This is a genomic window from Peptoniphilus equinus, assembly GCF_027921445.1.
Lineage (GTDB): Bacteria > Bacillota > Clostridia > Tissierellales > Peptoniphilaceae > Peptoniphilus > Peptoniphilus equinus.
The window spans coordinates 1,324,912-1,342,221 of record NZ_CP115667.1 but is presented as its reverse complement, the minus strand read 5'-3'; the positions used below and the strand labels follow the sequence as shown (position 1 = coordinate 1,342,221).

Here is a 17,310-nt window from a genome sequence, read left to right as displayed (position 1 = left end):
GTGTTGTTTTGACTGTCTGAAGCAATGCTCATACTTGCTTACTTAATTCGTTGAAGGAGGAACTATGGAACTGAAGAAGAAAGCTGTTGCAGGCACGTTGGAATCCAGTGATGCCAAAGTCACAGTAGAACCTGCCGACACGTTAACCGTTGATATTGAAAGTTCGGTTATGGCACAATTCGGAGTCCAAATCCGTGAAGCTGTGGAAGATGTGCTTGCGCGTCTCGAGGTCACCGGGGCAAACGTTAAGGTGGAAGATAAGGGAGCCTTGGACTGTACGCTGCGGGCACGTGTGGAGACTGCCGTGTTTCGGAGTGTGGACAAGACGACAGATATCCCTTGGGAGGTGATGTAATGAAACGAGACATTCGACGGACCATGATGTTTCTCAATGCGCAGAAGGCGTCATTGGTCAAAGATCCTTATGTCTATGGCGCCGACTGCGTCATTTTGGACTTGGAGGATGCCGTCTCAGCGAGCGAAAAGGACTCGGCTCGCATTCATCTCTATCACACCTTAAAGTCTCGTGATTACGGTGACACCGAGGTGTGGGTTAGAGTCAACGACGTGTATTCCGATCTCTTTGTGGAGGATGTGCGGGCTGCCGTAGCCGGCGGTGCCGACGGTATTCGTATTCCAATGACAGAGACCAGAGACCACGTCATCAAGACCGAAGCGGAAATTGAAAAGGCGGAAAAGGATTTCGGGCGTGAAGTGGGTTCGACGATGATCATGGCAGCGCTGGAAAGTCCGCTCGGCGTATTGAACGCCTATGAAATTGCCAGTGCATCGAAGCGGATGATGGGCATCGCCCTCAGTGCTGGCGACTTCAGACGGACCATGCATGCACAAACCACAGCGACCGGTGAAGAACTCTTTACCGCTCGGGGAATGATTGCCATGGCTGCCCGTGCTGCCGGCATCATGTGTTTTGATACCGTCTACACCGACTTGGACAACATTGAAGGCCTGCGTCGGGAGACTGAGCTTATTAAAAACTTAGGCTATGACGGCAAGAGTGTGGTCAATCCGCGGCAAATCGAAATTATTCACGACGTCTTCACACCAAGTGAGAAGGACATTCGTGAAGCGGAGCACATTGTTCTGGCTGTGGAAGAAAGTAAGAAGAAGGGCATTGGCGTTATGGTTGTAGACGGCAAGATGGTGGATATCGCTCACGTAGAAGGCGCGCGCCGCAACTTGAAGCTCGCTAAAGTCGCAGGGAAATATAAGGGGGATCTCGCATGAAAAACAGTTTGAATAGAGAGATACCGGACGAACTGCTCAAGGACGGCATCGAAGTATTCCAAGGCGCCTATGCGCGTGAGAACTATGAGTACAAAAAAGATGCGCCGACAGTGAAAGCGAATGTGGCTAGTGGCGATTCTAAACTGGTGGATTCCATTAAGGCTGCCATTGAACAAGCCGGCTTAAAAGACGGGATGACCATTTCCTTCCACCACCATCTTCGAAACGGCGATTATGTGTGTGCCAAAGTTATGGATGTTATCCATGAGATGGGCATCAAAGACCTGTTTGTATGTGCATCCTCCCTGGGCAAAGCCCACGCCAATATGGTGCCTATGATTGAAGATGGTACTGTGACCGGCATTTCCACTTCCGGCGTACGGGATGAAATCGGCGAGGCGCTCTCCATGGGCAAGCTGAAACATCCGGCGTGGATTCGTACTCACGGCGGACGGGTGCGTGCCATTGAAACAGGACAGGTTCACATTGACGTGGCCTTTATCGCAGCCTCCAGCTCCGACGTGCTGGGCAACGCCTCCGGAAAGAACGGTCGTCACGACTGCGGTGTCCTCTCATATGCCGATGTCGATGCCAAGTATGCCGACAAAGTGGTCGTCATCACCGACACCATCAATCCGGTACCGAACTTCCCGGCACCGATTCAGGCTGTGGATGTGGACTATGTGGTCAAAATTGATCAAATCGGTGACCCTGCTAAAATTGCCAGCGGTGCCCTTCGTCTGACCAAAGACGTGCGGGAGCTGAAGATGGCTGAGAACTGTGCCAAAGTCGTGGCGAACACCCCATGGTTTAAAGAAGGTTTCAGTTTTCAAACCGGCGCAGGCGGTGCATCCCTTGCTGTGACCCAATTCTTGAAGCCATATATGGATGAACGGGACATTCGTATGGGATGGGGCATGGGCGGTATCACCGAGCCGATGGTGCAAATGTTTAGAGAAGGCTACATCGACAAGCTGATCAACGACCAGGCTTTCGACATTCCATCGGTTGAAAGTGTCTACAACGACAGCAATCACTTTGAAATCTCCTGCTCACAATACGCCAACCCAATGAACAAAGGTGCTTTTGTCAACTATTTGGACTACGTCATCTTAGGGGCGTTGGAAGTGGATACGGACTTTAACGTGAACGTGGTGCAAGGCTCTGACGGGATGATTCAAGGTGCGCCGGGCGGACACCCTGACACTGCAGCAGGCGCAAAGTGTACCATCATTGTTGCACCGTTGATTCGTTCGCGCTTAAGCACCGTCCGTCGTCAAGTGACATCCGTCACCACGCCGGGTGAAACGGTGGATGTGGTGGTCACTGACTATGGTGTTGCCGTCAATCCTGCCCGCAAGGATATCCTTGAAGCTTTGGAGCAAACGGACTTGCCGCTTATCTCCATCGAAGAACTTGCAGATATTGCTGAATCCATCACCGGTACGCCGGCGCCGTTGGAATTTGAAGACAAAGTTGTCGCCCTCATCGAGTACCGCGACGGTACCATTATCGATGTCATCAAAAAACCTATTTTAAAATAATTTTACGAGGTGAATTATGAATTTATCCATTCTTAGCGTTATTATGCTTGTGGTTTTTATGTTCCTGGTTATGACCAAACGTGTAACACCACTCACTGCGCTCATTCTTATTCCGACTGTCTTCGGTATCATTGCGGCAGTATTGGGTCTGTTCCCTGTAGAAGACATTCCTAACCCGACATTATTAGAACGTCTCTATGCTATTGGGGAGTTCGCTAAATCTGGCGTCAGTGAAACAGCCGGCACCGGCGTGTTGCTTCTCTTTGCCATTCTTTACTTCGCCACGATGCTGGCTACCGGGGTGTTTGACCCTATCACCAAAGCCCTCATTCGTTTTGCAGGCGGCGATCCGCTGAAGATTCTTTTCGTTACCGCATTTGTATCCATGTGTGTCTCCTTAAACGGTGACGGTACGACCACCACACTGATTGTATGTACGGCATTTTTACCTATTTATAAAAAATTGGGTCTTAAGATTATGAACTTGGGCGTACTGCTCATCCTCATGAACACTATCATGAACCTGCTTCCATGGGGCGGTCCGACAGCACGCGCGATCTCTGTGTTGGCCCTTAACGACAAAGAAGTTATCCAAGCTATTATTCCGGGTATGGTTGTATCAGCCATTTACGTCCTTGGCGTATCCTTGTATCTGGGCATGAAAGAACGTAAACGCGTGGGTATTATCAGCCTTAGTGCAGCAGACCTTGAGGCACTTGAAGAACGGTCTGAAGAAGAGGAAGCTAAGAAACGTCCGCAATACTTCTGGTTCAACCTCATTATGACGATCGCTATTATCGTGGGTCTTATCGTTTCCGATTTCCCATCGCTGTTCCTCTTCGCTGTAGGTACTATCGTTGCACTTGTTGTGAACTATCACTCGCTTAAGGAACAAAAAGCTCGTATTGCTGAAAATGCTGCCGATGCTGTATCCGTTGTCATTCTTGTTTTCGGCGCTGGTATCTTTATGGGTATCTTTAACGGCACCGGAATGGCTGAAGCGCTGGCAACTCTGGTTGTTACCGCTATTCCTGCTTCACTTGGTAACGCTTGGGGTCTTATCGTGGCCATCGTTTCCGCACCGGGAACCTACTTCCTCTCCAACGACGCTTTCTATTATGGTGTGTTGCCGGTTGTTGCGGAAGCCGGTGTAGGGTATGGATTTACCAACTTACAGCTCGGGATTGCTTCCCTCCTGGGACAAGCTTTCCACCTTTTGAGCCCACTCGTTGCGTTCATCTATCTTCTTCTTGAACTTACAGGATTGGAAATGGTTGAATGGCAAAAAGAAACGGCTAAATGGGCTGTCGGTATCTTCATCATCTTTATTGTCATGGCACAGCTTACCGGCATTGTCCTGATCAAATAATTGAATTTATAGTTTAAAACAAGCTCCCACCTTGCGTCTGCTAACGATTTATCGTACAATAGACCAAGGGAAGGGGGCTTTTTTATGTCGGAATCCTTAGTCAGTCGCGTGTATCACGAACTCAGAGATAGGGTCATCAGCGGCGATTGGATGGTCGATGAACGGATTAATGAAAAACTGTTGGCGGAGACAATGCACGTGTCCCGTACACCGATTCGCAAGGCGCTTCAGGCTATTTACGATGAAGGTCTGTTGGACTATACACCGAACTTCGGCTACCATGTGCGGGTGATTTCCGTCAAAGACGTGGATGAGATCTACAGCATTCGTACTGCTTTGGAAATACTGGCCTTTAAAGAAGCGTCGAAGCACTTGAACGAGGCGCGGATTCAAACCGTTCGGGAGATCATTGCTCAATCCAAGGATGCAGTGGCACGAGGGGATGCGAAGACTACGATTGAACAGTCCGGCCTCTTTAACCGAACGATCTATGACATAGCTGATATGCCTCGGCTTAAGGTGATCCAAGTTCAATTGCAAAACTATCTGTCCCGTTTTCGATCCATCAGTTTCAGCGGCGAAGCAAACGACAGGACGAAGTTGGCCGTGACACAGCACGAAGGTATTTTTGATGCGATGGTGGACGGCGACATGAGTCTCTTGGCGGAGCGGATTCACAAGCACTTGGAGCAGTCGCAAAACTATATTCGTGAAGTGGTGGAACGGGAAAATGAAACCCGTGAACGAAATACAACCTTGAAATTTTGATGACCTCACACGCTGTGAGGTTTTTTTATAGCTCTCAAAGGCGTGGACAGGTCTTGATAAAGCAGGGTAAAACCTGTATATTACTTTACGAGGAGGGATCATGAAATACATAAAAATTTGGATTATGACACTTATCTTATTCTCGGCCCACAACGTTTATGCCGGGAATTTCCATTCTAAGGCCTTAAACGAGTACACTATGGAAGTTCAAAATCTCCAAGACGGCTATACCGTCCAGCTTCCAGGCGGGAGCACCATCACCCATGAAGGGGAGATGAACGCCTTGGAGGCCGACTTCTTTGATGTCCATTTGAAAATTTATGTGGACACATTGGATAAAGGGTTTTCTTATCAAGACTATGAAGTGTATTCTGTAGCCGGGATAAAAAAAGGCAAGGAACACTACGTGAGCTTTGATGGCAACGTGGCTACAAAAAACGGCACTATGCACAAGATCCTGTTCAATCGGCCGAATCTCTCTAAAGTGGCCGAGGATAAACCTTACTATATGGTGTTGATGAAAAATCTGGGAGGCAAAGTCCTCACTGTGATGGCAAAAAGCAGTACGCCGATCAATGAAGCGCTGTTGGTGCCCATCGCCGAGTCCGTGCGCTTTAATATAACAGCTGTGCCAAAAGCACCGGACAAAGTGCCTCAAAACTATTTCAATACGACACGAACTCTGTCCGATGTGACCTATAATGTCTACAATGATGACTTTTTAAAAGAGAAGCCTACGGAGTGGGGGGTATTTATTGTAGACTTTTGGAGGAATGTAAAACTAGGCACCATTGAAAATGCCCTTCACCACACGTTTAAATATATGCTGGTGTATCAGGATTTCAACTATCCGAATTCCAATGTGCAAGACGCACTTCATGCGGCCAAACTACAAAATCGGGTGGTGGAACTCACTTTTCAAACACAAATTAAAGACAATCTCAATGAGACCTACCGCGTCTTAAACGGCGACTATGATACGTACCTGCGTGAGATGGCGCAAATGGTAGCCAAGGCTCAGACGCCGGTGCTCTTTCGTATCGGCAATGAAATGAATGGCGATTGGTGTGCGTACAGCGCCTACAACACCGGACTTGACAGCGACATTTACAAAGCCTTCTATAATTATCTCTATACTATTTTCAGTGAGGAAGGGGCTTTGCCGTATACGCTCTTTGTGTTCAATCCCAACGGACGGAATTTCCCGAACTTTAAGTACAACTATGGCAGTGAATACCGTCCTGACAGTACCAAGTACGATATTGTGGGGATGACACTTTATAACACAGGCACCTACTATGAGGATGAAAAGTGGGAGAGTTTTGAAACCCTTTATGGTCCGCTGTACAATCAAATGGTGAACAGTTACGACAAGCCGCTGATGATTACAGAATTCTCTTCGTCCACTGTAGGCGGGGATAAAGTACTGTGGGCGGAGGATATGTTTAAAGCTCTGGCAAAGTACCCCAAGATAAAGGTGGCCATCTGGTGGGACGGTGTCGACAAGGATGCCAACGGCAATGAAGCGCGGATTTACAACATTGATCGTCCGTATGAGCTGGTCTATCTGTTCGATAAGTACTTGCCGAACAATCGATAAAAGACAAAGTTGAGAGCTGAGGTTCTCAACTTTTTTAGCGCCTGTGCATCCCGTCACAAGGTTGCGGTACGTGCTGTCACGGGGTGATACTGTCAGTCGGGACAAGGTCCGTAGCTTAGCGTAGTACTGAAGGGGCATGACTTCTCGCTTTGTTTTCGGCGGATTTCAAATTCGGTGTTAGGCTCCGTAACACGGCGTACTATCTTTCGGTTGTCTATATTTGCTATAATTTAAGTAGGTAAATTGGTATTGTCGCCATGCGCAGAAACATCTTCTTGTCATGGTACGATGGAATGAGGAGGCACTGTGGAACTTAAAGATTATCGCGATGCTATCGATGAGATTGACAAAGAGATGACCGCTCTTTTTGAACGGCGGATGAATGTGGTGAAAGCCGTCGGTGATTACAAAAGAGAACATGATATAAAAATTTTAGATAAAAGTCGGGAAGAGAAGGTACTTGATACGGTTTGTGGGTATCTACACAATACCGATTATACTGATGCGCTTCGCAAGTTTTATCAGTATCTTATGGATATCAGCAAGATGATTCAGGAATAAACTGTCGTCACGGCTGCACGTACGGTATTGTGTAGTATGTAGTATCATGCAGGATTAAATAGAAAGTTTGGGAAGTATGAAACGATTTTTTCAACTGTCTTTGGCCCTTATCCTTTTGGCCATTGTCGGGGTCTATGTGTTGGGCGCGCTATTCTTTAACGACATCTATATGCCTCGCACCTATATTAACGGCAAAGATTTCAGTCTTACGGCAAAATCTGAACTTGAGGAAAATTACAATGCCATTTACGATAATTATACGCTCACTCTCAAGGAGCGGGATGGGGAAGAGGTGATCCCGACAGCGGCGTTTGATTATACTGACCGTTTAAAAGAGGGTGCTGAGGTGGCTCAAAACCCAATGTACTGGCCGCTATATCTTTTGGTAGATAAACAGTATAAAGCACCGAGTGTCAGTACGATGGATCGTGCCGAGTTTCAGACGGTACTCTCCGGCTTGACGCTTTTAAGCACCCCGAGAGTTGCGCCGCAAGATGCGAAGGTTATCTATGACGGCACCGCCTTTACCATTCAGGAAGAGGTTTTGGGCAACACTATTGACACGGCGAAGTTCACCGCTGCGGTGGAAAAAGCGATTCAAAATCGTGATGACGTGTTGGATTTAGATGCGGCTGAGATTTACATCGCACCGCAAAAGACCAAAGATGACCCTCAGCTTCTTGCACTTCGGGATGGGAAGAACAGCGTGCTCGGCTTTTCTATCACGTATGATTTCGCCGATAGACAGGAAGTGTTGCAGGCGGATCGCTTGGCGAATCTCTATGGGATCGATGATAAGGGCAACTTTACTGTTGACAAGAGCTTAGTTGAAAATTATGTGGCCACCACATTAAAGGCCTACGACACGTTTAAAGGAACACGAGACTTCAGCACGACAGGTCTTGGTGTGGCGAGAGTTCCCGGAGGTATCTACGGATGGCTCACCGATATTGGAAAAACCACGGATGCCTTAGTGCAGGCATTGAATGACGGCAAGACGGTCACCATGAAGCCGGTGTATAAGCTGGAAGGTCACAGTCGTGCTCAAAATGATGTCGGCAACAGCTATATTGAAATTGACTTGGGGCGTCAACATATGTGGCTCTATCGGGAAGGACAACTGGTGTTGGACACACCTGTTGTCACCGGCAATCCGAATGAGGGGAACAGTACGCCTACCGGTACCCAAAAAATCTGGTCCAGAGAGACGGATCGCATCTTAAAAGGTAAGACGTGGGAGTCTCACGTAAACTACTGGCTTCCATTTGACTGGACAGGCTGTGGGGTGCATGATTCCGAATGGCGAGACCAATATGGCAATACTATTTACCGCACGAACGGTTCTCACGGCTGTGTCAACACACCGCCGGCAGTCATGGCTCAGCTCTATGACAACACCTTTTACAATATGCCTGTTGTGATCTATGATTCCACCACACAAATGATTTGAGGCCCTGTATGAGTTCTTCCACCCTAAAACTTATTGGCATACTATCCATGATGATAGACCATAGCGCTGTCACGCTCTTCAGACTGGGATTTTTAAATGCCTGGTTCGGCGCTGACAGTTTCAAAGCGTATGAAGTGATGCGCATGATGGGGCGCTGGGCATTCCCCATCTTTCTCTTTTTATTGGTGGAGGGATTTTACCATACTCGGAGTGTCCCGAGGTTTGCTTCGCGTCTGGTTATCTTTGCCGTCATTTCCGAAGTCTTTTTTGACTATGCCCTCTTCGGCGCCCTGAGTCCCCTCAGTAATGTCTATTTTGAGTTGGCTCTTGCTGTGGGAATGTTTGCGGCCTTTAAGTGGCTCGGTGCCGCAGTCCCACACAAGGTAGTGCGGGGCCTGCTTATGGCGGCAGTCGCGGTTGCCATTGGTCTTGGTGCGGAGTTTATCCATGCGGATTACGGCATTAACGGTATCGTAGCCGCAGCAATTTTTTATGTTCTGCGCTGTCATCGCAAAGCTCAAGCCGTGGCGGTCATTCCTGCATTCTATTTTGAAGGGATGCCCTTTACTTTTCTAGTAGCACCGCTTCTCTATGCCTACAATGGGAAGCGAGGCCTACCTTTAAAGTACGTATTTTACGCATTTTATCCTGTTCATTTGGCGCTGCTCAGTCTTTTAGAGTTTATCTATTAAAAGCTTGTATGAAAGGTTGCAGTTTGTGTATTAGGATGGTATAATATAGGCAAGTTAATAAAAGTCTTCAGGGCAGGGTGAAAGTCCCTACCGGCGGTAAAGTCCGCGAGTCTCGTTGAGATTGAACTTGTGCAATTCAAGTACCGACAGTATAGTCTGGATGGAAGAAGATTGCGTATGCAGTTTTAAGCCCCGAAGTTGTCGGGCTTTTTTTGAGCCCAAATTTACGGGAGGACCTATGAACAAAGTATCAAGAACTCGAGTTAATGTACGTGTTATCAGTCGTATTGGCATGTTAAGTGCCATTGCCGTAGTGCTTATGATGTTTCAGGTGCCGGTGACCTTTGTGGTACCGTCCTTTATTAAGCTGGACGTCTCCGAACTGCCTGCGCTTATCGGCGCATTTACCATGGGTCCGGTGGCGGCGATTATCATCAGCGCTTTAAAAAATATCCTGAATATTCTCCTTCAAGGCACATCCACGGGCTTTGTCGGTGAACTATCCAACTTTTTGTTGGCCTCTATATTCACTGCTACGGCCGGTTTCATTTATCAAAGAAAGCACACCTTTGTAGGTGCTATGATGGGGATGTTGGTAGGTGCTGTAGTGATGACTTTCGGGGCGGTGATTTCCAATTTCTATTTTATCTTCCCGCTCTATTCGAACTTTATGCCGATGGAAGCCATCGTCAATGCAAGTCATGCTGTGAACAGCAATGTCCATGACTTGTGGGACATTATGATCTATTGTATCGTGCCGTTCAATCTGTTAAAAGCCTTTTTAACATCACTGGTGACGTTGTTGATCTATAAGAAAATCAGTCCGCTTTTTAGAGCGTAAATAGAGAGCCGATGTCGGCTCTTTTTTTATGGCTGTCAGTACGATGTGCTTTGTTGCAGTACACAGCAGACAAAAGGGGAGGAAAAACTTTTCCTCCTTTTATTTTCGTGTGGCTATGGTACAATGAAGGCGGAAACATCCAGGTGATTGTTGATTTTTTAACAAAGCATGGTATAATTAGAATCAAGTGTGTTATTTTATTAACAACTAAATTAAGGGGGATTTACATGGATTTTACTATGGATAAAGAGCACTTACTCATTCAAGAAATGTACCGCTCTTTCGCTCAAAATGAAATTGAACCGGTTGCTGCTGATGTGGATGCAACGGAAGAATTTCCAAAGGAAAACCTTAAGAAATTAGCACGTTACGGTTTCTTCGGTATTCCTTTTCCAAAGGAATACGGCGGACAAGGCGGTGACTACTTAGCGTATGCCATGGCTGTCGAAGAGCTTTCTAAGGTCTGCGCGACCACAGGGGTTGTTGTGTCTGCACACACCTCACTCTGCTGTGCACCTATTTTTGAAAACGGTACTGAAGAACAAAAACAAAAATACTTACCTGATCTGTTAAGCGGAAAGAAGATCGGTGCATTCGGTTTGACCGAGCCAAACGCCGGTACTGATGCATCCGGACAACAAACTACAGCTGTTCTCGATGGGGACGAATGGGTTATCAACGGCTCCAAAATTTTCATTACCAATGCAGGTTTTGCAGATACTTTCGTTATCTTTGCGATGACGGACAAGACTAAAGGTAATCACGGTATTTCCGCATTTATTATTGAACGCGGCATGAAGGGATTCAGCGTATCTGAACCTGAAATCAAAATGGGTATTCGTGGTTCATCCACTTGCGAGTTGGTATTTGAAAACTTGCGCATCCCTAAAGAAAATCTTCTTGGAAAAGAAGGCAAAGGCTTCAAGATTGCCATGAAGACTTTGGACGGCGGACGTATCGGTATTGCATCTCAAGCCCTGGGAATCGCTGAAGGCGCTATTGATGTGACTTTAGACTATGTCAAAGAAAGAAAACAATTTGGCCGTCGCATTTCCCAATTCCAAAATACCCAATTTGAACTTGCTGATATGAAGACAACTGCTGATGCGGCACAACTTCTCGTATACCGTGCAGCTTCTACCAAGGGTGCCGGTCTTCCTTACGGACATATGGCTGCAATGTGCAAGCTCTTTGCTTCTGAAGCGGCTTCTGATATCACACGTCGCTGTTTACAACTCTTCGGTGGTTATGGCTATACTCGTGACTATCCAATTGAACGTATGATGAGAGATGCGAAGATCACTGAAATCTATGAAGGGACTTCCGAAGTTATGCGCATGGTTGTTTCTTCCTGGATGGGTGTCAAATAAGGAGGAAAAAGATGAAAATTGTTGTTTGTATGAAACAAGTTCCGGACACCAATGAAGTTAAACTTGATCCGGTAACCAATACTCTGATCCGTGAGGGCGTGCCTTCCATTATTAATCCTGATGATAAAGCAGGTCTTGAAGTTGCCCTTCAAATTAAAGATAAAGATCCTGAAAATGTACATGTCACCGCACTGTCCATGGGACCTGGTCAAGCAGATGTGGCACTCAGAGAAGCCCTTGCAATGGGCGCAGATGAAGCTATCCTGGTTTCTGACCGTGTTTTCGGCGGCGCTGACACCTGGGCAACTTCTTGTACCATTGCAGGTGCATTAGAAGCACTGGAATATGACCTTATTATTGCAGGACGTCAAGCTATCGACGGCGATACGGCGCAAGTTGGTCCGCAAATTGCAGAACACCTTCACATTCCACAAGTTTCTTATGCTGAAGAAGTGGAAGTTAACGGCGATACCGTCACTGTACACCGTCAATTTGAAGACAGATACCACGTTATTGATGTGAAGATGCCTTGTCTGATTACCACCCTTTCTGAAGTGGCTGATGCACGTTATATGACTATTGGCAAAATTTATGAGGCTTACCAAAAAGAAGTTAAGGTTTGGGGTTATGAAGACATTAAAGAACATCTCGATCCATCCAACCTTGGCCTTAAAGGTTCTCCAACTAAAGTTAAAAAATCCTTCCCTAAACAAGGCAAGGGTCAAGGTGAGCTTGTCAAAGATCTAAGTGCCGATGAAGCAGCTCAAGCTATTGTGGCTAAGCTTCAAGAAAAGTACATTATCTAAAGGAGAGGGATTATGTCAAAAAATGTATTTGTATTTATTGAACAACGTGACAATAAAATCCAAAAAGTAGGTATTGAACTTCTTGGAATTGCACGTCAACTTGCTGATAAACTGGGACAAGACGTGGTAGGGATGCTCGTTGGTGAAAATGTTAAAGGCGAAACCGGCGTGCTCTTTAAACACGGCGCTGACAAAGTCATCGTCGTTGAAGACCCTATGCTTAAAGAATATGTGACCGAACCTTATGCGAAGGCCATTTATGAAGTAATTAAAGCTAATGATCCTGAAATTGTCCTTTACGGTGCAACATCCATCGGTCGTGACTTGGCACCAAGATTGGCAGCACGTATTCATACCGGTCTTACTGCCGACTGTACCAAGTTGGAAATTGATGAAGAGACCAATAATCTGCTCATGACTCGTCCTGCTTTCGGCGGTAACCTTATGGCTACTATCGTTTGTGAAGATTTCCGTCCTCAAATGGCAACGGTTCGTCCCGGCGTTATGCAATCAGTCAATGTCGATAAAACGGACGGCGAAGTTATTGAACAACAAGTGGCATTTACCGATGCTGACATGAATGTTACCATTCGTGAAATTGCAAAACATGACAATAAGAAGAAAGATATTACTGAGGCTAAGATTTTGGTTTCCGGCGGTCGCGGACTGGGTGGTCCTGAAGGCTTTGACGAACTTCAAAAACTGGCTGACGTCCTTGGCGCCGAAGTATCCTCTTCAAGAGCTGCTGTTGACTCCGGATGGATTGAAAAAGATCGTCAAGTCGGTCAAACCGGTAAAACTGTTCGTCCTGAACTGTACTTTGCCTTCGGTATTTCCGGCGCAATCCAACACCTTGCAGGGATGGAAGATTCCGATCTTATCATCGCTGTAAACAAAGTGGAAGATGCACCAATTTATGATGTGGCTGACCTTGGTGTTGTCGGCGACTTGAATGCAGTTGTACCAAAACTGACTGAACTGATTAAGAAGGAAAAAGCATTAAAAGAAGAATTGAGCTGAGTTGGGCAGAACCGCTTGAAGGTTTGAGCACTGCGCAGTCTAACTAAAAGAAAAAGAGGGGCAACCCTCTTTTTTTGTTGTTATTTAAAAAGTTTCTCCGCACTGAACGATGCGGCCAAAGTATATCAGTATAACGATACATAATTCATTTAAACTATGACGGAATATTGTTATTAAGAATCGGAAAGTGTTGAAAACTCAATTGACTTTGGTACTTAAAAGGAATAAAATACCTTCTAATCATTCTTAATGACTTGAAAAAGGAGGTAAATTCAATGGATGGTTTATTGGCAATCTTATTTATTTTTGTAGTGTATACCATTGGCGATATTGTCGCTTCGGCAACCAAGAGTATTGTGCCTTCTATGTTTGTATGTTCGGCATTATTCTTGGTAGGGTTTTGGACCGGGGTGCCTGGCACGCTGTTCCAGGATTCACAAATGTATACTCTGGGCAGCATCCTCATTACATGTATTCTGGTCCACATGGGTTCCATGCTGAACCTCAATCAGTTAAAGCAACAATGGCGCACGGTACTCATTGCCGTCGGTGCTATTGCAGGGATCGTGGCACTGCTTCTTACTGTCGGTCGTGCCGTCGTTGGGTTTGAAGCGGCAGTCGTTGCTGCACCGCCAATTTCCGGTGGCGTTATCGCAGGTCTCCAAATGAGTGAAGCAGCTAAGGCTATCGGCCGTACTGATTTGCAGCTTATGGCTACGTTACTTGTAGTGCTTCAAGGATTTATCGGATTTCCATTGGCTTCCTTCTGTCTGCGAAAAGAGGCGAAATCCATTCTTGCCCTGAAGGCTCAAGGTCATGTATTTGAAGTGCTGGAAGATGCGAAGCAGACCGAGGCTCGGTCCATCTTTACACTTCCGCAAAAGTATACATCCGCCAATTATTTTATGGCAAAGACGCTGATTATTGCCTATATTGCAACGCTCATTAGCGGTGCTCTTGCAGGGATAGATACCGGTTTATTTTTTGTCAATGCCATTGTGCGTGTCGATAAAAATGTCCTGGCTTTGATTCTTGGGATTGTATTTGCTGAAGTCGGTGTTATTGAACGTCGTCCGTTGGAAAAAGCCAACGCCTTTGGGTTTGTTATGGCTGCCTTGATGACGGTTATATATGGCGGTCTCGCAGGCACCACGCCGACAGACGTGGTAGCCATAGTCGGCACGATTGTTATCACTCTGATCATTGGGACTGTGGGTATCGGCATTGTATCGATCCTTGTGGGCAAAGTTGTTGGTGTAGGGCCATGGATGGCATTCGGCATCGGTGCTTCAGCACTCTTCGGTTTTCCGGGTACATTTATCGTCTCCAATGAAGTTGCTTCAGCGGTAGCTCAAAACCCTGAGGAAGAAGCATTGATTCTGTCTCAAATTTTACCTAAAATGTTGGTATCAGGTTTTGTCACAGTATCTATCGGGTCGGTTATCATAGCCGGTTTCTTGGCGCCGTTGGTACTGGGATAATAGTGAGATTTATTGCGCCATAAAGGTACGCGGACACAACTGTAACGAAAGAGAGGGAAAATTATGGATTTACACAAAGCATTAGCAGATGTAGAAGACTATATCATTGCGCATCGTCGGTATCTGCATCAACATCCGGAAACTTCGTTTAAAGAAGTGGAAACGACAAAGTACATTGCTGCCGAGTTGGATAAGCTGGGTGTTGCTTATGACATTCCTACGGAAGAGCCGAAGACAGGTGTCATTGCCTATATTGATGGTACCAAGGAGGGCCCGAAGAAGGCCGTTGCCCTTCGAGCGGACATTGATGCATTGAACGTCACTGAAGCGACAGATTTGGACTTTAAGTCTCAAAATGTAGGCGCTATGCATGCTTGTGGGCACGATGCTCACGCAGCTATGCTTCTTGGGGCGGCGAAAGTTCTCTCTGAACACAAAGAGGCGTTCCCCGGCAGAGTGTATCTCATCTTCCAACCTGCGGAAGAAGTGGGTACCGGCGCCGAATACATGATGCGACAAGGAACTTGGTTTGATGAAATCGAGTCCATCTACGGCTCTCATGTATGGAACAATCTGGAAGTCGGAAAAATCAATGTGGAGGCGGGACCTCGGATGGCTGCTGCCGACTGGTTTACCATCAAAATCCACGGTAAGTCCGGACACGGGTCTCAGCCGCATGAAACTATTGATGCTGTGCTTGTCGGCGCTGAAGTGGTGAATGCATTGCAACAACTCACTGCGCGCAATTACAACGCTTTTGATCCGTGCACTGTGGTTGTGGGACGTTTTGAATCAGGGAACCGCTTTAACATCATTGCCGGCGAGGCGGAGCTCGAAGGGACAAACCGCTATTTCAGCAGAGAAATCAGTGATCGTATTGAAGGTGACTTCCACCGAGTGGTAAAAGGCATCTGTGATGCCTACGGTGCGACGTATGATATGGACTACAACCATATCATCATCCCGACAATTAACTGGGAGCATGAAACTGACATAGCTCGTGGTGCATTGACCAAAGTGGCAGGCGACGAAGCTTTTAAAAGTCAGGAAAAAGTGACCGGCGGTGAAGATTTTTCTTATTATCTGGAAAAGAAACCGGGCGTCTTTGCCTTTGTCGGCACGTACAACCCTGAAAAAGGTTGTGACGCACCGCACCATAATGAACACTTTAATGTTGACGAATCCGCACTGAAAAACGGTGCCGGCATGTATGTACAATACGCTATCGACGCGTTGAATCAATAATAATTCAGCATCCTCTTAGTCTGACTAAGAGGATGTTTTAAAAGGAGGAGACATGGATATTACCAATGCCTTAAATAATGTGGAAGATTATGTCATAGCTATGCGGCGGCATTTCCATATGCACCCTGAACGCTCTTTTGAAGAATTTGAAACCACCAAGCGTATCACTGAAGAATTGGACAGCATGGGCGTGAGCTATGAGCTGCCTGAGGAAGCACCTCGAACCGGTGTCATTGCATATATTGACGGGACGAAGGAAGGCGCTTACAAGGCCATTGCACTTCGTGCGGATATTGACGCCTTGAGTGTAACCGAGGCCAACAATGTGGAGTATAAGTCCCAAAATGCGGGGACCATGCACGCCTGTGGCCACGACGGCCATGCAGCTATGCTGCTTGGAGCAGCCAAAGTCCTCGCTCAGATGACCGATCAATTTTGCGGACGGGTTTATCTCATTTTCCAACCGGCAGAAGAAGTAGGTCTTGGAGCTAAATATATGATGCGACAAGGCACCTGGTTTGATGAGATTGATTCCATCTACGGTTCGCATCTGTGGAACAGCTTGGAGGCGGGCAAGATTAACGTGGAAGCCGGTCCTCGTATGGCGTCGGCAGAGACATTGGAAGTTGCGATTCACGGTAAGTCCGGGCATAGCTCCGAACCTCACACCTGTGTCAATGCTGTTTTGGTAGCAGCCCAAGCTATTGTGGCGCTTCAGCAAATGGCGTCGGTGACCTATAATGCGTTTGATCCTGTGGTCATCGTACCGACCATGATGGAAGGAGGCACTAAAATTAACATTCTTCCGGGGGAAGCTAAATTTTCCGGTACTGCACGGTATTTCAGCAAAGCTATCTCCGAACGCATTGAAGACGATGTACATCGTGTGCTAAAAGGCGTCTGTGATATCAGTGGTGCGACCTATGACTTAACCTATACCCGTTTGCTGATTCCTACTATTAACGATCCTGGCGCGGTTGCTACAGCGCATGCGGCCCTTACACATTATATCGGGGAGGAGGTCTTTGAACCCATGGCGCAAGTCAACGGTGGCGAGGACTTTTCTTTCTATCTGGACAAGAAACCGGGGGTTTTTGCCTTTGTGGGGACGCGTAATGTAGAAAAAGGCTGTGCTGCGGCACATCACAATGAGCGCTTCGACATTGACGAGTCGGCACTCAAACACGGCGTAGGCATGTATGTCGGTTACACGCTGGAAGCGCTTCAGTAGTCATATGGATGATAGTTTTAAATAATATAGAGATGCTGCGGCATCTCTTTTTTCTATATCACGCTTTAAGGCAGCGGGGTTTGA

The 17,310-nt window shown here is 46.8% G+C and carries 16 protein-coding genes and 1 riboswitch; all 16 genes read left to right on the top strand.

The genetic code is table 11. From position 1 onward, the window contains the following. Window positions 1-64 precede the first annotated feature (64 nt). The 16 genes from citD to O6R05_RS06510 all read left to right on the top strand — a co-directional run bounded on the left by citD (window position 65) and on the right by O6R05_RS06510 (window position 17,226). Window positions 65-355, top strand: a complete 291-nt coding sequence (gene citD / locus O6R05_RS06585) for a citrate lyase acyl carrier protein (protein WP_271191193.1) — start codon at window positions 65-67, stop codon at window positions 353-355. Further along, on the top strand, window positions 355-1,248 hold the full coding sequence (locus O6R05_RS06580) for an aldolase/citrate lyase family protein (protein WP_271191192.1): 894 nt from the start codon (window positions 355-357) through the stop codon (window positions 1,246-1,248). The genes citD and O6R05_RS06580 overlap by 1 nt, the downstream gene beginning before the upstream one ends. Then, window positions 1,245-2,792 (top strand): citrate lyase subunit alpha, encoded by a 1,548-nt coding sequence (citF, locus tag O6R05_RS06575; protein WP_271191191.1) that lies wholly within the window; start codon window positions 1,245-1,247, stop codon window positions 2,790-2,792. The genes O6R05_RS06580 and citF overlap by 4 nt, the downstream gene beginning before the upstream one ends. 16 nt (window positions 2,793-2,808) lie before the next feature. Beyond that, entirely contained in the window at window positions 2,809-4,161 is a 1,353-nt protein-coding gene (locus O6R05_RS06570; RefSeq protein WP_271191190.1) for a CitMHS family transporter, read from the top strand. A gap of 84 nt (window positions 4,162-4,245) precedes the next feature. After that, window positions 4,246-4,929 carry a GntR family transcriptional regulator gene (locus tag O6R05_RS06565; protein ID WP_271191189.1) on the top strand — a complete coding sequence of 228 codons (684 nt, stop codon included), beginning with the start codon at window positions 4,246-4,248 and terminating at the stop codon, window positions 4,927-4,929. 100 nt (window positions 4,930-5,029) lie between these two features. Further along, window positions 5,030-6,529, top strand: coding sequence for a glycoside hydrolase family 26 protein (locus tag O6R05_RS06560; RefSeq protein WP_271191188.1), 1,500 nt, complete (start codon window positions 5,030-5,032; stop codon window positions 6,527-6,529). A 306-nt stretch (window positions 6,530-6,835) separates the two neighbouring features. Continuing rightward, window positions 6,836-7,090 (top strand): chorismate mutase, encoded by a 255-nt coding sequence (locus tag O6R05_RS06555; protein ID WP_271191187.1) that lies wholly within the window; start codon window positions 6,836-6,838, stop codon window positions 7,088-7,090. 76 nt (window positions 7,091-7,166) lie between these two features. Next, the gene (locus O6R05_RS06550; protein ID WP_271191186.1) at window positions 7,167-8,540 is read left to right on the top strand and encodes a L,D-transpeptidase family protein; all 1,374 of its coding nucleotides are present in this window, start codon (window positions 7,167-7,169) and stop codon (window positions 8,538-8,540) included. A gap of 8 nt (window positions 8,541-8,548) precedes the next feature. Then, window positions 8,549-9,232: a TraX family protein gene (locus tag O6R05_RS06545; protein WP_271191185.1), complete on the top strand. Its 684-nt coding sequence runs from the start codon at window positions 8,549-8,551 to the stop codon at window positions 9,230-9,232. A gap of 59 nt (window positions 9,233-9,291) precedes the next feature. Further along, a riboswitch (FMN riboswitch) is annotated at window positions 9,292-9,408 on the top strand. Window positions 9,409-9,470: 62 nt separating this feature from the next. Further along, a complete protein-coding gene (locus O6R05_RS06540; RefSeq protein ID WP_271191184.1) occupies window positions 9,471-10,073 on the top strand; it encodes an ECF transporter S component in 603 nt (200 codons plus the stop codon). A 227-nt stretch (window positions 10,074-10,300) separates the two neighbouring features. Continuing rightward, on the top strand, window positions 10,301-11,443 hold the full coding sequence (locus O6R05_RS06535) for an acyl-CoA dehydrogenase (protein ID WP_271191183.1): 1,143 nt from the start codon (window positions 10,301-10,303) through the stop codon (window positions 11,441-11,443). A gap of 11 nt (window positions 11,444-11,454) precedes the next feature. Further along, on the top strand, window positions 11,455-12,249 hold the full coding sequence (locus O6R05_RS06530) for an electron transfer flavoprotein subunit beta/FixA family protein (protein ID WP_271191182.1): 795 nt from the start codon (window positions 11,455-11,457) through the stop codon (window positions 12,247-12,249). A 12-nt stretch (window positions 12,250-12,261) separates the two neighbouring features. Next, window positions 12,262-13,269, top strand: coding sequence for an electron transfer flavoprotein subunit alpha/FixB family protein (locus O6R05_RS06525; RefSeq protein WP_271191181.1), 1,008 nt, complete (start codon window positions 12,262-12,264; stop codon window positions 13,267-13,269). 275 nt (window positions 13,270-13,544) lie between these two features. Beyond that, window positions 13,545-14,750 (top strand): hypothetical protein, encoded by a 1,206-nt coding sequence (locus tag O6R05_RS06520; protein WP_271191180.1) that lies wholly within the window; start codon window positions 13,545-13,547, stop codon window positions 14,748-14,750. A 63-nt stretch (window positions 14,751-14,813) separates the two neighbouring features. Continuing rightward, on the top strand, window positions 14,814-15,995 hold the full coding sequence (locus O6R05_RS06515; protein WP_271191179.1) for a M20 metallopeptidase family protein: 1,182 nt from the start codon (window positions 14,814-14,816) through the stop codon (window positions 15,993-15,995). Between the two features lie 52 nt (window positions 15,996-16,047). Beyond that, a complete protein-coding gene (locus O6R05_RS06510) occupies window positions 16,048-17,226 on the top strand; it encodes a M20 metallopeptidase family protein (RefSeq protein ID WP_271191178.1) in 1,179 nt (392 codons plus the stop codon). The last annotated feature ends 84 nt before the right edge of the window (window positions 17,227-17,310 follow it).

What these genes read in the sequence shown, in the direction of transcription:
- O6R05_RS06520 (WP_271191180.1), top strand. Translation starts at nt 13,545, where the DNA reads ATGGATGGTTTATTGGCAATCTTATTTATTTTTGTAGTGTATACCATT.
- O6R05_RS06580 (WP_271191192.1), top strand. Translation starts at nt 355, where the DNA reads ATGAAACGAGACATTCGACGGACCATGATGTTTCTCAATGCGCAGAAG.
- O6R05_RS06560 (WP_271191188.1), top strand. Translation starts at nt 5,030, where the DNA reads ATGAAATACATAAAAATTTGGATTATGACACTTATCTTATTCTCGGCC.
- citD (WP_271191193.1), top strand. Translation starts at nt 65, where the DNA reads ATGGAACTGAAGAAGAAAGCTGTTGCAGGCACGTTGGAATCCAGTGAT.
- citF (WP_271191191.1), top strand. Translation starts at nt 1,245, where the DNA reads ATGAAAAACAGTTTGAATAGAGAGATACCGGACGAACTGCTCAAGGAC.
- O6R05_RS06535 (WP_271191183.1), top strand. Translation starts at nt 10,301, where the DNA reads ATGGATTTTACTATGGATAAAGAGCACTTACTCATTCAAGAAATGTAC.
- O6R05_RS06530 (WP_271191182.1), top strand. Translation starts at nt 11,455, where the DNA reads ATGAAAATTGTTGTTTGTATGAAACAAGTTCCGGACACCAATGAAGTT.
- O6R05_RS06510 (WP_271191178.1), top strand. Translation starts at nt 16,048, where the DNA reads ATGGATATTACCAATGCCTTAAATAATGTGGAAGATTATGTCATAGCT.
- O6R05_RS06525 (WP_271191181.1), top strand. Translation starts at nt 12,262, where the DNA reads ATGTCAAAAAATGTATTTGTATTTATTGAACAACGTGACAATAAAATC.
- O6R05_RS06570 (WP_271191190.1), top strand. Translation starts at nt 2,809, where the DNA reads ATGAATTTATCCATTCTTAGCGTTATTATGCTTGTGGTTTTTATGTTC.
- O6R05_RS06565 (WP_271191189.1), top strand. Translation starts at nt 4,246, where the DNA reads ATGTCGGAATCCTTAGTCAGTCGCGTGTATCACGAACTCAGAGATAGG.
- O6R05_RS06550 (WP_271191186.1), top strand. Translation starts at nt 7,167, where the DNA reads ATGAAACGATTTTTTCAACTGTCTTTGGCCCTTATCCTTTTGGCCATT.
- O6R05_RS06515 (WP_271191179.1), top strand. Translation starts at nt 14,814, where the DNA reads ATGGATTTACACAAAGCATTAGCAGATGTAGAAGACTATATCATTGCG.
- O6R05_RS06540 (WP_271191184.1), top strand. Translation starts at nt 9,471, where the DNA reads ATGAACAAAGTATCAAGAACTCGAGTTAATGTACGTGTTATCAGTCGT.
- O6R05_RS06545 (WP_271191185.1), top strand. Translation starts at nt 8,549, where the DNA reads ATGAGTTCTTCCACCCTAAAACTTATTGGCATACTATCCATGATGATA.